We start from the raw sequence: 13,945 nt of genomic DNA on the forward strand, positions 1-13,945 counted from the left end.
CTCTCCGACGGAAGGCCGGGAAGCCGTCCGCGCCGTCACGCGGCGACGTCCTCACCTGCGCGCGGAGCTCGCGGGGCGCGCGTCCGCTGCGAGCCGCCGCCGCAGCGCCTTCGCCTGGGCGAGCAGAGGCAGGTCGCCATCCGCGCCGTGCAGCAGCGCGAGGAGGTGATCGAGACACTCCCGCGCGCTCGTGCGCTGGCCGAGCCGGTCGAGAGCCACCGCCTCGAGGTAGAAGCTCCGCGGGTACATCCAGCTGCGCGCCGGGCCACCCGGCCGCTGTCGCAGCGCGCGCAGCTCCCCGATCGCCTCCTCGTCGTGGTGGGACTCGAGCGCGACGCTCGCCGCGATCCACGTCGCGCCGATCGCGAGGTCTCCGCCGCGACCCGGGGAGAGGAGGAGGGGGCGCAGCAGCGCCCGCGCTCGCTCCGGATCGCCGCCGCGCCAGGCCGCGGCGCCCTCGTACAGCGCGCGCGACGGTCCGGGCGGCAGCGCTCGCGCCTGCGCGCGGGCCGCCTGCAGGTCGCCGGTGAGCGCGAGGACGGAGGGGAGCCCCTCCCATCGCCACCCGGAGGCGGCGAGCCGCCGGGCCTCCTCGCGCGCAGCGTCCTGGGGCTCCTCGCCGAGGAGGTGCAGCAGCCGCAGGGTCGGCTCGCTCGGCGAGGTGGCGTGGGCCGCGAACCGGTCGATCACCTCGAACGCCTCGCGCCGCCGGCCCTGGTACGCGAGGGAGCTGGCGAGCGCGGCGGCGGCCTTGGCGCGATCCGGCGAGGCCTCCGCGCGCTCGGCGACGGGGCGCACGAGCGCCTCGGACTCGCCGTGACGCTCCGAGAGATCCAGCGCCTCGGCGAGGGTGATGCGGGAGAAGATGTTCCCGTCGAGCTCGAAGGCGCGACGGGCGTCACGTTCCCCCTCCTCGAAGCGCCCGGACGACATCTCGGCGCGCGCGAGCGCGCGATACGACGCTCCCCCCGGCGCCTTCTCGACCCAGCTGCGACTGCGGGTGAGCATCTCGTCGATGCGGCCGAGCCTGGCGAGCGCATCGGTGACGTGCATGAGCGCCGGCTCCCAGATTGGGTCGAGCTCGAGCGCGCGCTCGAACAGCGCCAGCGCCTGCGACGAGTCTCCGTCGTGGAAGTAGAGATCCCCGGCCAGGTAGAGGACCTCCTTGTCCTGCGGGTAGGCGGCGACGGCGCGCGCGTACAGGTCGTGGGCCTGCTCCTCGTCCCCGTCCACGTGCGCCTTCCAGGCCTCGATGAGCAGCCGCTCCTTCTCGGGGACGCGGCTCGCGCCCCGCACCGCGGCGTCGATGGCGGCGCGCCGCGCCGCCGCGTCGAGCCCGGTGAACTCGCCCAGGTACGCGATCCGGTAGGACGCCAGCGCGAAGTCCGGGTCGACGCCCAGGGCGGCCCGGTACTCCTGCAGCGCCTCCTGGTAACGCGTCGCGTCCTGCGCCTGCTCGCCGCGGAAGTAGTGCGCGTACGCCTCGAAGCTGCCCGTCGTCGCGGACGCCAGATCGACGCGCGAGGCGCTCACCTCCGCCGGGCTCTCCCGCAGCCGCTGGCGCGTCTCCTCGGAGAGCCGGTCGATCATCCCGGGGACGCTCGCCTTCCCCTGGCCCGTCTCCTGGAGCGTGAAGAGGTACTCGCTCGTGTGGGGGTCGAGCGCCTTCAGCTCGATGGCGTAGAGCGCGTCGAAGCGCCGGATGGAAGCGAGCACCAGCGCGCGGGCCCCCGCGCTGCGCGCCACCTCGCGGCCGAGCGCCTCGTCCACCCCGGTCACCTTCTCGCGCCCGAGCTGGCGCAGGATGTCGAGCATCCGGACTCGCGTCAGGACCGACAGCCGCCGCGATTGCTCGAGCGAGGTGATGAGCATCCCCGAGAGGCCCGCCAGCTCCGGCTCCCCGGTGAGGTTCTCGAAGTCTGCGACCGCGACGGTGACGCGCGTCGCGCCCTGCCCCGCGGCGGGAGGCGCCGTCGCTCCGGACCCCCGCAGGGCGACGACCCCTCCGCCCACCGCGAGCGCGAGGAGGGCGGCCGCCGCCGCGAGCCACCGTGCGCGGGCAGGGCGGCGACGGCGCGCGGGCGCTGGGGGCGCCCCGGGCGTCCGCTCGGGCCCGGTGCGGAGCGCGTCCAGCGCCGCCGCGACCTCCGCGCCGTCGCGGGGCCGGTCGACCGGGTCCTTCGCGAGCATCCGCGCCAGGAGGGCGCCGAGCGCGGGCGCGTCCGGGACGTGGAGGGCCGGCGCGGGCCTGGGGCTCGCGGTCGCGCTCCCTTCCGCGTCGTCGGGGAACGGGAGCGTCCCCGCAACCATCCGGTAGACGAGGACCCCGAGCGCGTACACGTCCGTCCGCTCGTCCTCGGGCGCCCCGCGCCACTGCTCCGGCGCCATGTACCCGGGGGTGCCGCCGCTGATCCGCCGCCGCCCGAACGCGTGCGCGAGCCCGAAGTCGAGCACCTTCACGCGCCCGTCGCCGCAGACGAAGACGTTGCCGGGGGAGAGGTCCCGGTGCACGACGCCCGCTGCGTGGGCGTGCGCGAGCGCGTGCGCGACGGCGGAGCCGATCCGCAGCGCCTCGCCGGTCGCGAGGGGCTCGCCGGTGAGGCGGTCCGCGAGCGTCTCGCCGCGGAGCAGCTCGAGCACGAGGTAGGGGCCGTGCTCGCAGCGGCCGGCGTCGAAGAGGGTGACGATGTTCGGGTGCGAGAGCCGCGCCGCGGCCTCGGCCTCGCGCAGCAGCCGGTCCTCTTGCAGCGCCGCCCGGTCTCCCGCCCGGATCGCCTTGAACGCCACCGAGCGGCCGAGCTCGCGGTCGCGGGCCTCGTACACGATCCCGAAGCCCCCGCGCCCGATCTCGCGCAGGAGCTCGAAGCGGCCCACGACGGCACCCGGCCCGAGCACGTGCTCCCAGGCGGAGCCGAGCTGCACCTCCGGCGCGCGCGCCAGCTCCCCGAGCAGCGCCGACACGCCGCCTCCAGCGGCCGGCGCCACGCCGGCGGGGCCGTCACCCGCGCTCGGCTGACCTCGTTCACGCGCCACGAGAGCTCCGGACAGCAGACGTTCCTACAGTTACTCGGCGCCGCGGGCGCCGCACCGGAGTCTCTCATGGGAGGGAGCGCCCGCGCGCCCGCCCGCGCCTCGCCGTGGGCGGCGGGCCGCGGCCCCGGCGGATCCGCCTGCTCGGCTACCAGTACCGCTCCACGTGCACCTCTCCCGGCTGACGCGGCGCGTGCTCGCGGAAGCCCTCCCGCTCGAGGAGCAGCGTCATGTCGTCGATCATCGCAGGATTTCCGCACAGGAAGACGTGCGTGTCGGCCGGCGTCGGCCGCGCGCCCCAGGCTCGCGCGAGGGCGCCGTCGGTCCAGAGCGCCTGCACGTAGCCCGTCGCGCCGCCCCACGGCGCCGGCTCGGCGTCCGGGCGGCTCACCGTAGGCAGGTAGGTGAAGTTCGGGCAGAGCCTCGCCAGGGTGATGAGCTCGGCGGAGTAGCCGAGATCCCACGAGTGCCGCGCGCCGGCCAGCACGGCGAAGCGCTGCGGCCCGCCGCAGGCGAGCTCGGTGCGGAGCATGCTCATGTAAGGAGCGAGCCCCGTGCCGGTCCCGACGAGCACGACGTCGCGCTCCGGCGGCACGTCTCGGAGCGTGAACATGCCCGCGGGCTTCGGGCCGAGCCATAGCCGGTCGCCGGGCGAGAGCGCGAAGAGCCGCGGCGTGAGCTCGCCCGAGCGGACGAGCGTCACGTAGAGCTCGAGCTCGCCGCGCTCGAGCGACGACGACGCGATGGAGTAGGCCCGCCGGATCATGCGGTCCGGCTCCGACTGCTCGTCCGGCGGCTCCGGATCGGAGAGCGCGACGCGCGGGGCGCGCGCGGGGAGGCCCAGCACCGCGAACTGGCCGGGGCGGAACTCAGGGTACGTCCAGCCGTCCGGGACGACGCGCAAGATGACGAGGCCCGGAGCGACCTCGATGCGGCGGGTGAGGATGGCGTTGACCTCGAGCTTTCCCACCCGGAGACGTGTAGCCGGCCCCACGCCGCCGTGCCTCACCCCGGAAGGCCGCCCCGCGGAGCGCCCCGCGCGTGCGCCCAGACGTCCCCGGGGGGCTCGTACCGCGCGGTCGACGCGTCAGCCCCGGGGCCGCACGCCGCGGACGAGGGCGCGGGCGCAGCGCAGGGTGATGCCGCCGTCGTCGCGCGGCACCGGCTCGAACCCGCGCGCGTGCCCGGCGAGGACGCGGCGCCGGACCTCGTCCTTCGGCAGCGTGGGCGTGCCGCGGTCGAACCACTCGTCGAAGTCGAGCTCGAACGGCTCCTCGAGGAGGCGCAGCCCGCCGAGCCCGGCGCGCGCGAGCACGTCCACGAGCTCCCCCGCGGACAGGCTCCGGACGTGGGTCCGGTCCCGTGCGCGCTCGATCGCCTGGTGCCAGCGGGCGCGCTCCGGGTCGGGATCGGCCGTGTGATCGCAGGCGACCACGACGCCCCCCGGCGCGACGAGCGCAGCCTGCGCGCGCACGAACGCGAGGGGGTCCTCGACGTGGTGGATGACGAGGCGCGAGATCGCGGCGTCGAACGGGCCGGCGCGGAGGTCGAGCACCGAGCCTTCCTCGAAGCGCGCGCGCGCGCCGAACCGGTCGCAGCGGCGTCGCGCGCGCCGCACCATCTCCGGCGAGAGATCCACGCCATGCACGGAGCTCCCCGCGGCGAGGAACGCCTCCGCGACGAGCCCGGGCCCGCACCCCGCGTCGACGAGCCGTGCGCCGGGCGGGAGCGCCGCGAAGGCGACGAGCCCTTGGAGCGCCGCGGGGTCGCGCTGCGCGGGGGCAAGCTCGAACCGCTCGGCCTGGCCGTCGAAGGCGCGGGAGAGCTCGCGATCGTGATCGCTCACGGCGTGGATCCTACGCCGGCCGGCTCGCGCGCGCTCCCTCGGGCTCCGCGACGTGGCGGGCGCTCGGCCCGGTCCGGCCATCCCGGGACTGAAGCGGCGGTCCCGGCCGTGCCCGATCCGGGACGCGTGTTCGCTTCAGGTGCGGCTCCGGGAGGGCCGGCTACTCGGCGCCGACGAGGCGGCCATCTGCGGGCGGCGTGGTGGCCGGGTAGGGCCGCGCCGCTCGCCCGGGCGCAGGCGGCCGATCCGCGTTACCGTACGCCCGTGAGCCGCACCCTCCGCGCCATCCCCACGCTGCTCCGCGTCGGCTTCGCCGAGTCGGTCGCTTACCGGGCCGAGATGTTCGTGTGGCTCCTCTCCACCACGATGCCGCTCGTGATGCTCGCCCTGATGAGCGCGGTCGCGCGCGAGGCGCCGATCGGGCGCTTCGGGCAGGCGGAGTTCGGCGCCTATTACCTCGCGGCCCTCGTCGTGCGGCTCAACGCCGGGGCGTGGGTCATCTGGGAGGTGAACTTCGAGATCCGCCAGGGGACGCTGGCGTTCCGGCTGCTCCGACCCATCCATCCGCTCGTCTCCTACGCCTGCTCCAACGTCGGCGCGATGCCGATCCGCCTCGTCGCCTCGCTCCCCATCATCGCGGTCGCGCTCGCGACCCTCGGCCCCGGCCGCTTCACCCACGACCCGCTGCTCCTCGCGCTCTTCCCCGTGACCGTGATCGGCGCCTGGCTCATCACGTTCCTCGCCATGGCCGTCATCGGCGCGCTCGCCTTCGCGATCGACTCGTCCTCGTCGGTGTTCGAGCTGTGGCTCGGCCTGTACGGCGTGTTCTCCGGCTACCTCATCCCGCTCGAGCTCTTCCCCCGCTGGCTGGAGGTCACCGCGAAGCTCCTGCCGTTCCGCTTCATGCTCTCCTTCCCGGTCGAGATGGTCATCGGCATGACCCCGCGGGCGACCGCGCTCCGCGAGCTCGCGGTCCAGTGGACCTACGTGGCGGTGCTCGCGCTCGCGGCGCGGGTCACCTGGCGCGCAGGGCTCCGCCGCTTCGCGGCGTTCGGAGGGTAGGGTGCGCCGCTACCTCACGCTCCTCGCGATCCAGCTCCGCGCCTCCATCGCGGTGGCGATGCAGTACCGGGTCGACTTCCTCGTCCAGGGCGGGCTCGCGCTCTTCTGGACCTCCTGGTCGCTCGTCCCGATCCTGGTCGTCTACGGACGGCGCTCCTCGATCGCGGGCTGGTCCTTCGAGGAGGCGCTCGTCGTCATCGGCTGGTTCACGGTGATGAAGGGCGTGCTCGAGGGGGCGGTGAACCCGTCGCTCGCCTCCGTCGTCGAGCACATCCGCAAGGGAACGCTCGACTTCGTGCTGCTCAAGCCCGCCGACGCGCAGTTCCTCGTCTCCACCGGGAAGTTCGCGCCGTGGCGCGCGCTCGACGTCGTGGGCGGGCTCGCCGTCTTCGCCGTGGCGTTCCACCGGATGGGTCGCTGGCCGTCGCCCGGCGCGGTCCTCGCCTCGCTCGTCCTGCTCCTCTGCGCCACGCTCATCCTCTACGCGCTCTGGATCCTGGTCGTCTCGTCGGCGTTCTTCGTGGTGAAGGTGGACAACCTCTCGTTCCTGCTCCTCTCCATCTTCGACGCCGCCCGCTGGCCCGCGGACGTCTTCCGCGGCGCCCTGCGCGTCGTCTTCACCGTCGTCATCCCGCTCGCGCTCATGACGACGTACCCGGCGCGCGCGCTCCTCGGCACACTCGCGTTCTCCCAGGGGGTGTTCGTCCTCCTCGGTGCGCTCGCGTTCTCGGCCTTCGCGAGGCTCGTCTGGCTGCGCTCGATCGGGCACTACACGTCGGCGTCGTCGTAGGCCGGCGCCGCGCCCCGTCCGGCCCCGCCCGATCACCCGGACCGAGCCGACCTTCCCGATCCGCTCCACGATTTCCGCGCCCGGCGCCCGCGCCCGACCGCGCCCGCGCCCGACCGAGAGTTCCGCTGTTCGTCCGATCCGTCCGCGATTCGTCCGCTGGACGCGCCATGGGACCGAACGTCAGTGCGGGCTCGCGTAGCGGTCCGAGCCCGGAACGTCAGTGCGGGCTCGCGTAGCGGTCCGAGCCCGCGCCCGACCGAGAGTTCCGCTGTTCGTCCGATCCGTCCGCGATTCGTCCGCTGGACGCGCCATGGGACCGAACGTCGGAGCGAGCTCGCGTAGCGGTCCGAGAGTTCCGCGGCTCGTCCAGCGCGTCCATGATTCCGCCCCGGCGCGGCGTCCGCGTGAGCCCAGCCGAGCGAGAGGCAAACGCCCGTCCGTCGAACGCGTCTCCCCCGCCCCACGCCCCACGGAGAGCTCCGGACGTACCTCACGCCGACTTCGTGAGCCGCAGCTCGAACCCGACGCCGCTTGCGGCGATCTCGCAGCCTCCGAACCGGCTCCGGGCCGACATCTGCTCGAGATCCTCACGCGAGTAGGCGCTCTTCAGCAGCATGTGTCGGAAGGTCCAGCGCGTGACGAAGGCGTCGAGGCGCGTCAGGTTCATCGCTCGCACCTCCGCATCGATGGCGTCGAGGGGCGCATCCCTCCGCAGGTCGAAGATCGACGCCCGCCCGCCCGGCCGCAGGACGCGGTGAAGCTCGTCGAGCGCGCCGACGGGGTCCGCAAAGTTCTTGAAGGCGGCCATGCACACCGCGAAGTCGAACGACGCCTCCGGGAAGGGAAGCTCGGCCGCGTTGCCGTGGCGGAACTCGATCGAGACCCCCGCCCGCGCCGCGTTCTCACCGGCGATCCGCACGAAGGACCGGCTGATGTCGAGTCCGGTGACCGCGTAGCCGCGTTTCGCGAGCTCGATTGCGAGGTACCCGGGCCCAGGGGCGACCTCCAGCACGCGCCCACCTGGCGCCACGCGGGCAGCGACCGCATTCGCGGCGGTCACGAAGCGTCTCCTGTCACGCCCCGTGTTCCGCGTGTACCAGCTCGCGATGAGCCCCTCCATCGCAACACCCTTGTACGCCTTCGCTCGTGCCGTCATGTCGCATTCTCCCTCGGGCCAACGCCCAGCTAACAACGGTCGCTACAAGCTAACGACGTTAACGTAATGCGACCAGCGTTGTCGGATCAAGGGGGTGGCGCGTAGGATCGGCGCCAGGGAGGTGAGGGTGAGCTTCGTTCCGTACCGCGACCACAGGGGCCCTCCCCGACGCAAGCCGCTCGACCGGGCGCAGGTCGTCCGGGCGGCCCTCGACCTCCTCGACGAGGTCGGGCTGGATGAGCTCACCATGCGCCGCCTGGCCGAGAAGCTCGGCGTCAAGGCCGCCTCGCTCTACCGGCACGTTCGCGACAAGGACGAGCTGCTCGTGCTCGTCGCGGACGAGATCGCGGGGGAGATCCCGGAGATTGCCCCGACGGGCTCATGGCGCGACCAGCTCACGGAGATGGCGCGGGTCAACCGCCGGGGCCTGCTCGCTCATCGGGACGCGGCCCGGGTGCTCGCGAGCACCCCGCCGATCGGGCCGCGGCGGCTTCGCCACATCGAGGCAGTGCTGCGCGTCCTGCGGTCGTCCGGCCTGTCCGACCGGGACGCCGCGCGCGCTGCCTACCATCTCAACAACTTCGTAACCGAGTTCGCGGCGGACGAGGCGCGCTACGAGGCCGCCGCGGCGGCGATGGGCGTCACACGTCGGAAGATGCTCGGCGAGGCGCGCAAGCAGTTCAGAGCGCTGCCCCGAGAGGAGTTCCCGCTCCTCGTCGCGCTGGCGGACCACCTGGCGGAGGACGACCCCGACGGCCTCTTCCAGTTCGGGCTCGAGGTCCTCGTGCGAGGCCTGGAGCGCGTCGCCCGCGGCCGCGACTGACCGCTCGTCGGCGCCCGCGCAGCGCTCCGAGCCGCACCGCGCGCGTCGCCGAGCCGCACCGCGCGAGCCCGCACCGAGAGTTCCGCGCTCCGCACCGTGGGGCCGCCGGTCGGACGGTGTCGCTTATGAAGTTCCAATGGATTTGCGCAGAGTGGCGGGCACACTCCCTGCTCACACCCGTCGCATGACCGTTCCGCGACAAGTTCTCAGAGGGACCACCTATCTCGTAACTCGACGCTGCGCGCACCGGCAGTTCCTGCTCCGGCCCTCCAAGTGTTTGAACGGCGTGTTTCTGTTTCTCCTCGCCGTCGCTGCCCGTCGGTACGGCATCGACGTCCACGCCTTCTGCGTCATGTCGAACCACTTCCATCTCGTCGTGACGGACCCTGACGCGCGCCTTCCGGCGTTTCATCAGTTCCTGGATGCCCTGGTTGCTCGCGCCGTGAACGCCTCCCTCGGGCGCTGGGAAGCCTTCTGGGATCCCAACAGCTACAGCGCCGTGAGGCTCGTCTCGCCGACTGACGTCATCGACAAGGCCGCCTACGTCCTCGCGAACCCCGTCGCCGCGCGTCTCGTCCGCTCCGGTCGGTTGTGGCCGGGGCTGTGGTCTGCTCCCGAGTTGATCGGCGGGGACGCCATCGTGGTTCAACGACCCAAGCACTTCTTCGATCCCAAGGGCGCCTTTCCCGATACTGCCGCCTTACAGCTGACCGCGCCCCCGGGCTTTGCCTCGGCCGACGATTTCAGGCGCAAGCTCGAGTCGGCACTCGCCGAGAGGGAAGAGCAGGCCGTACGAGAGGGACAGTCTCGCGGCGGCTTCCTTGGAATCGCCCGCGTCCTGGCACAGAAGCCGACAGGGCGGCCCACGTCCGGTGAGGCGCGGCGCAATCTGCGCCCGCGCGTCGCCTCACGCGACAAGTGGAAGCGCATCGAGACGCTTGGGCGGCTCGCGGAGTTCGTGCGCTCCTACCGGTCGGCATTGGCTTCGAGACGCGCAGGGGACACCGGCATCATCTTCCCATGCGGCACGTACTTGATGCGGGTAGCTCACGGCGTGCCCTGCGTCGGCTTCACTTAGCCATATCGCGGGCGAGCGCATCGGAGCCGCCCAACACCCTCATGCGCGCGAGAGCAAGAAGATGCCGATTCCCACGAGCGCCAGCCCGGCGAGGACGAGCAGGGCCACCTGCGCTCCAGGGACACCCGGTACGAGCACCGCCTGCGACGGAGCGGCCGGGTCGAACCAGACCGTGACCTCGGCGCCTTTGGGGAACCGCTCCACCCACTCGAGCGCACGCTCCTCGTCTTCGTACGCCACGCCGGCCGAGCCGATCCAGATCTGCCTCGATCCCTGCGCGCGTCCCCGAGCCTCATACGCGTAGCGAATCACGAACCCCCACCGTCTCGAGCGCTGCTCGTCAGCCTCGTTCAGGAGCTCCACTCGCGACTCGACGACGCGTCCCAGCGTGCGCGTCCAGTGGCGCGACTCCCTCCCGCGGCTTGACTGGCGGACCGCCATGGCCAGCATGAGCGCGCCGGCGCTGCAGAGGGCGAGGGCAAACCACTTCGGCATCGGCCCATCCTTCGCCGTTCGGCTGCTCGCCGCAACGACGAAGCCAACCTTCCTCTGTCGGTCCGCGCCGCGGCCGTTGTGACCGTCAGCCGGAACTCCCGGTCGGGCACGGCACGGTCGGACCCGGCATTAAACGGCCCGTTCGGTCCGTAACCAGAGCCCGCGCCGCGGACGGGAAGGCCGCCAGGCGGAACTCTCGGTCTGGGCCAACGCCGCCGCCCTCGCCACCACCCCTTCCGGCCATCCGCCGACCGGAGCCCCTCCGCGCCCCGCCTTCCGTTACATTCCCGCCCGATGCTGCGCCTCACCTTCCTCGGCACCTCGGCCGCCCAGCCGACCATCCACCGGAACCTCACCGGCCTCGCGGTGCGGCGCGACCGGGAGCTGTTCCTCGTCGACTGCGGGGAGGGGACGCAGCGGCAGATGATCCGCTTCGGCACCGGCTTCGACGTGGACGCCATCTTCTTCACGCATTTCCACGCCGACCACTACCTCGGCGCCATCGGCTTCCTGCGCACGCTCTCGATGCAGGGCCGCACGACGCCCATGGACGTGTACGGCCCGCGGCCGGCGAAGCGGCTCCTCGACGTGATGCTCTTCACGGGGACCGAGCGGCTCGCCTTCGACGTCCGCATCCACGAGGTCGCGCCGGGCACCGAGATCCGCCGCGAGGGCTGCGTCATGCGCGCGTTCGCGACGGAGCACCGGATCCCCTCGGTCGGCTGGGCGCTCGTCGAGGACGAGCGGCCGGGGCGCTTCCACCCGGAGAAGGCGGCCGCGCTCGGCGTGCCGATGGGCCCGCTCTACGGCGCGCTCCAGCGCGGCGAGGCAGTGACGCTCGCCGACGGCCGGGTCGTCCGGCCGGAGGAGGTGGTCGAGCCGCGTCGCCGGGGCCGGGCGGTGGCGGTGACCGGCGACACCCGCCCGTGCGCGGGGACCATCGCGGCGGCGCGCGGCGCGGATCTGCTCGTGCACGACTGTACCTTCGGCGCTCCGGAGCAGGCGCGCGCCGAGGAGACGATGCACTCGACCGCGCGCGAGGCGGCGCGCGTCGCGCGCGAGGCCGGCGTGCGCGAGCTCGTGCTCACGCACCTCTCCACCCGCTACGATCGCGAGTGGCAGCCGCTCGTCGACGAGGCGCGCGCGGAGTGGCAGGGGCCGCTCTCGGTCGCGAGCGACGGGATGACGATCGAGGTGCCGCTCCCGGACGATCTGGCCCGCGCGCCCGCTCCGGGTTAGAACCGCGGGCCCGTGCCGCGCACGCCCGCCGAAGATCTCGCCCGCTGGGTCCCGCACCTCGTCCGCGTGTGGCGCGAGGGCCGCGACGCGCCCTCCCGGTCCGGCGGCCCGCACGGCCAGCGCGGCCGCCACGGCGGTCACCCGCCCCGCGGCGGCCCTCCCCGTGGCGTTCGCGGCGGCTCCCCCGAGCTGCTCGCGCCGGACGAGCTGCGCGAGGTGGGCGCCGCGGTCGCCCGGCTGTCGAGGGGGCTGACCCGCGAGCGCGAGCTCGCGGGCGCGCGCTACATGGACGAGGGGCGGCTCCTCGGCGCGTACCTGCTCTTCTACTGGCCAATCTCCTACCTCCAGGCGCGCGGCATCCTCTCCGAGCTGCCGCGCCGCCCCCACACGGCGCTCGATCTCGGCAGCGGCCCCGCGCCCGTCGCCTTCGCGGCGCTCGACGCCGGCGCCGCCGAGGTGGTCGCCGCGGATCGCTCCGCGCGCGCGCTCGGCGCGGCCCGCGCGCTCGCCGCCGCGGCGGGCGAGCCGATCGCCACGCGGGAGTGGAACCCCACCCGCAACCGGCCGCTCGCGGAGCTCGCCGGCGGCCGCAGGTTCGACCTCGTCACGATGGGTCACGTCGTGAACGAGCTCTTCCCCGGGCCGGAGGCCGACGCGCGGCGGGCGGACCTCCTCGAGGAGGCGCTCGCGCTCGTCGCGGCGGGCGGCTCGCTCGTGGTCTTCGAGCCCGCGCTCCGCGACACCTCGCGCGCGCTCCTCCGCGTCCGCGACCTGCTCGTCGCGCGCGGCTACACCGTCCGCGCCCCCTGCCTCTTCCGCGGCGCGTGCCCCGCGCTGGTGCGCGAGACCGACTGGTGTCACGCCGAGCGGCCCATCGAGCCGCCGCCCATCGTCGCGCAGCTCGGCAAGGCCGCCGGCCTCCGCAAGGAGGCGGTGAAGATGAGCTACCTCGTCCTCGCGCCGAAGGGCGAGGCCTGGGCCGAGCCGCCCCCCGGGCGCGTTTTCCGCATCGTCTCCGAGCCGCTCGCCTCCAAGGGCCGCCTCCGCTACATGGGGTGCGGGCCGGAGGGGCGGGTGGGGCTCTCGCTCCAGGAGAAGCACGTCACCGACGCGAACCGCCGCTTCGGGGAGCTCCTCCGCGGCGACGTTGTCGAGATCTCCGGGGCCGAGCCGCGGGGGGACGGGCTCGCGCTCGGGGAGGCGTCGTCGGTGAAGGTCATCGCGCCGGCGGGCCGGCCCGTCCCGCCGGGCGAGCGGCCGGCGGGGGGATGATCTTGCGCCCGTCCGCGGTTCCATGCTGAGGATCCCTCAGGATCGAGGACTTCCCGCGTGTTCAAGCTGTTCAGGTCGAGCCCCCCGCCCGAGACGTCTTCCGCGGCCTGTGACGCTGGTTGCGGCGACGCCGCCTCGGCGACCTCCGACGCCGACGCTCCCTTCACCGGCTGCCTCGTCTGCGGCGAGGACCTCGTCTACCTGCCGGCGTCGGCCGAGCTCGTCTGCGTGCTGTGCGGCGCCGCCAAGGTCTCCTCGGCGCGCTGCAAGGCGGGCCACTTCGCCTGCGACGCCTGCCACTCCGCCCCGGCGATGGACGTGATCGAGAAGGTCTGCGCGTCCTCCGACGAGCGCGATCCGATGGCGCTCGCGCTCCGGATGCTCCGTCACCCCGCCGTGAAGCTGCACGGCCCGGAGCACCACTTCCTCGTGCCCGCCGTGCTCGTCGCCGCCTACTCGAACGTGAAGGGCGAGAAGCAGAAGCGCGCCGAGCGCGTCGCGGAGGCGCGCCGGCGGGTGGCGCCCGTCCTCGGCGGCTCCTGCGGCATGCTCGGCACCTGCGGCGCGGCCGTCGGGACGGGCGCGTTCGTGTCGATCGTCACCGAGGCGACGCCGCTCAAGGGCAAGGAGCGCGGGCTCGCGAACCGCATGACCGCCCGCGCGCTCACCGTCGTCGGGGCGACCGACGCGGCCCGCTGCTGCAAGCGTGACTCGATGCTGTCGATCCTCGCTGCCGTCAAGTTCGCGCGCGAGCACCTGCGCGTGGACCTCTCCGCGCGCGGGCCCGAGTGCGAGTGGCGCTCGGTGAACAAGCAGTGCGGCGGATCGGCCTGTCCTTTTCATCGTTGAGATGGGGGAACCTCGTCGGCCGCGGTCGCTGACGCGCCCGGCCTCCTCGGCTCCCCCATGCCCCCTGCTCGCTCCGGGGCAGGCTCCGCCGCCTGGGTTTTCGTGATGGGGGAACCTCGTCGGCCGGGGTCGCTGACGCGCCCGGCCTCCTCGGCTCCCCCATACCCCCTGCTCGCTCCGGGGCAGGCTCCGCCGCCTGGGTTTTCGTGATGGGGGAACCTCGTCGGCCGGGGTCGCTGACGCGCCCGGCCTCCTCGGCTCCCCCATGCCCCCTGCTCGCTCCGGGGCAGGCTCATCCGCCTGGG

The 13,945-nt window shown here is 73.8% G+C and carries 12 protein-coding genes; 7 read left to right on the plus strand and 5 right to left on the minus strand.

Going from position 1 to position 13,945, the window contains the following annotated elements:
- Positions 1–51: 51 nt before the first annotated feature.
- From MNZ29_RS05085 to MNZ29_RS05095, 3 genes are all read right to left on the minus strand, one after another.
- On the minus strand, positions 52–2,961 hold the full coding sequence (locus MNZ29_RS05085; protein WP_242353436.1) for a tetratricopeptide repeat-containing serine/threonine-protein kinase: 2,910 nt from the start codon (positions 2,959–2,961) through the stop codon (positions 52–54).
- A gap of 217 nt (positions 2,962–3,178) precedes the next feature.
- Positions 3,179–4,000 (minus strand): ferredoxin--NADP reductase, encoded by an 822-nt coding sequence (locus tag MNZ29_RS05090; protein WP_242337613.1) that lies wholly within the window; start codon positions 3,998–4,000, stop codon positions 3,179–3,181.
- Positions 4,001–4,117: 117 nt separating this feature from the next.
- The gene (locus MNZ29_RS05095) at positions 4,118–4,876 is read right to left on the minus strand and encodes a class I SAM-dependent methyltransferase (protein WP_242337615.1); all 759 of its coding nucleotides are present in this window, start codon (positions 4,874–4,876) and stop codon (positions 4,118–4,120) included.
- 264 nt (positions 4,877–5,140) lie between these two features.
- On the opposite strand from MNZ29_RS05095, the gene MNZ29_RS05100 reads away from it, so the two are divergent.
- Together MNZ29_RS05100 and MNZ29_RS05105 are read left to right on the plus strand one after the other, a co-directional pair.
- Positions 5,141–5,938 (plus strand): ABC-2 family transporter protein, encoded by a 798-nt coding sequence (locus MNZ29_RS05100; protein WP_242337617.1) that lies wholly within the window; start codon positions 5,141–5,143, stop codon positions 5,936–5,938.
- A 1-nt stretch (position 5,939) separates the two neighbouring features.
- Positions 5,940–6,728: an ABC transporter permease gene (locus MNZ29_RS05105; protein ID WP_242337619.1), complete on the plus strand. Its 789-nt coding sequence runs from the start codon at positions 5,940–5,942 to the stop codon at positions 6,726–6,728.
- Between the two features lie 490 nt (positions 6,729–7,218).
- On the opposite strand, the gene MNZ29_RS05110 is transcribed toward MNZ29_RS05105, so the two are convergent.
- Positions 7,219–7,884 carry a class I SAM-dependent methyltransferase gene (locus tag MNZ29_RS05110; RefSeq protein ID WP_242337621.1) on the minus strand — a complete coding sequence of 222 codons (666 nt, stop codon included), beginning with the start codon at positions 7,882–7,884 and terminating at the stop codon, positions 7,219–7,221.
- A gap of 127 nt (positions 7,885–8,011) precedes the next feature.
- Between MNZ29_RS05110 and MNZ29_RS05115 the strand changes: the two genes are divergently transcribed.
- Both MNZ29_RS05115 and MNZ29_RS05120 read left to right on the plus strand, forming a co-directional pair.
- Positions 8,012–8,707 carry a TetR/AcrR family transcriptional regulator C-terminal domain-containing protein gene (locus tag MNZ29_RS05115; RefSeq protein ID WP_242337623.1) on the plus strand — a complete coding sequence of 232 codons (696 nt, stop codon included), beginning with the start codon at positions 8,012–8,014 and terminating at the stop codon, positions 8,705–8,707.
- 184 nt (positions 8,708–8,891) lie between these two features.
- A complete protein-coding gene (locus tag MNZ29_RS05120) occupies positions 8,892–9,785 on the plus strand; it encodes a hypothetical protein (RefSeq protein WP_242337625.1) in 894 nt (297 codons plus the stop codon).
- A 39-nt stretch (positions 9,786–9,824) separates the two neighbouring features.
- Here MNZ29_RS05120 and MNZ29_RS05125 read toward each other — a convergent pair whose 3' ends face one another.
- Positions 9,825–10,280: a DUF3592 domain-containing protein gene (locus MNZ29_RS05125; RefSeq protein ID WP_242337627.1), complete on the minus strand. Its 456-nt coding sequence runs from the start codon at positions 10,278–10,280 to the stop codon at positions 9,825–9,827.
- A 294-nt stretch (positions 10,281–10,574) separates the two neighbouring features.
- On the opposite strand from MNZ29_RS05125, the gene rnz reads away from it, so the two are divergent.
- The 3 genes from rnz to MNZ29_RS05140 are packed head-to-tail and all read left to right on the plus strand — an operon-like array spanning position 10,575 to position 13,640.
- Entirely contained in the window at positions 10,575–11,519 is a 945-nt protein-coding gene (gene rnz, locus MNZ29_RS05130) for a ribonuclease Z (protein WP_242337629.1), read from the plus strand.
- Positions 11,520–11,531: 12 nt separating this feature from the next.
- Entirely contained in the window at positions 11,532–12,791 is a 1,260-nt protein-coding gene (locus tag MNZ29_RS05135) for a small ribosomal subunit Rsm22 family protein (protein WP_242337631.1), read from the plus strand.
- Positions 12,792–12,848: 57 nt separating this feature from the next.
- Positions 12,849–13,640: a DUF5714 domain-containing protein gene (locus tag MNZ29_RS05140; RefSeq protein ID WP_242337633.1), complete on the plus strand. Its 792-nt coding sequence runs from the start codon at positions 12,849–12,851 to the stop codon at positions 13,638–13,640.
- The last annotated feature ends 305 nt before the right edge of the window (positions 13,641–13,945 follow it).

The sequence above is a fragment of the Anaeromyxobacter sp. SG64 genome (assembly GCF_022690745.1).
GTDB lineage: Bacteria > Myxococcota > Myxococcia > Myxococcales > Anaeromyxobacteraceae > Anaeromyxobacter > Anaeromyxobacter soli.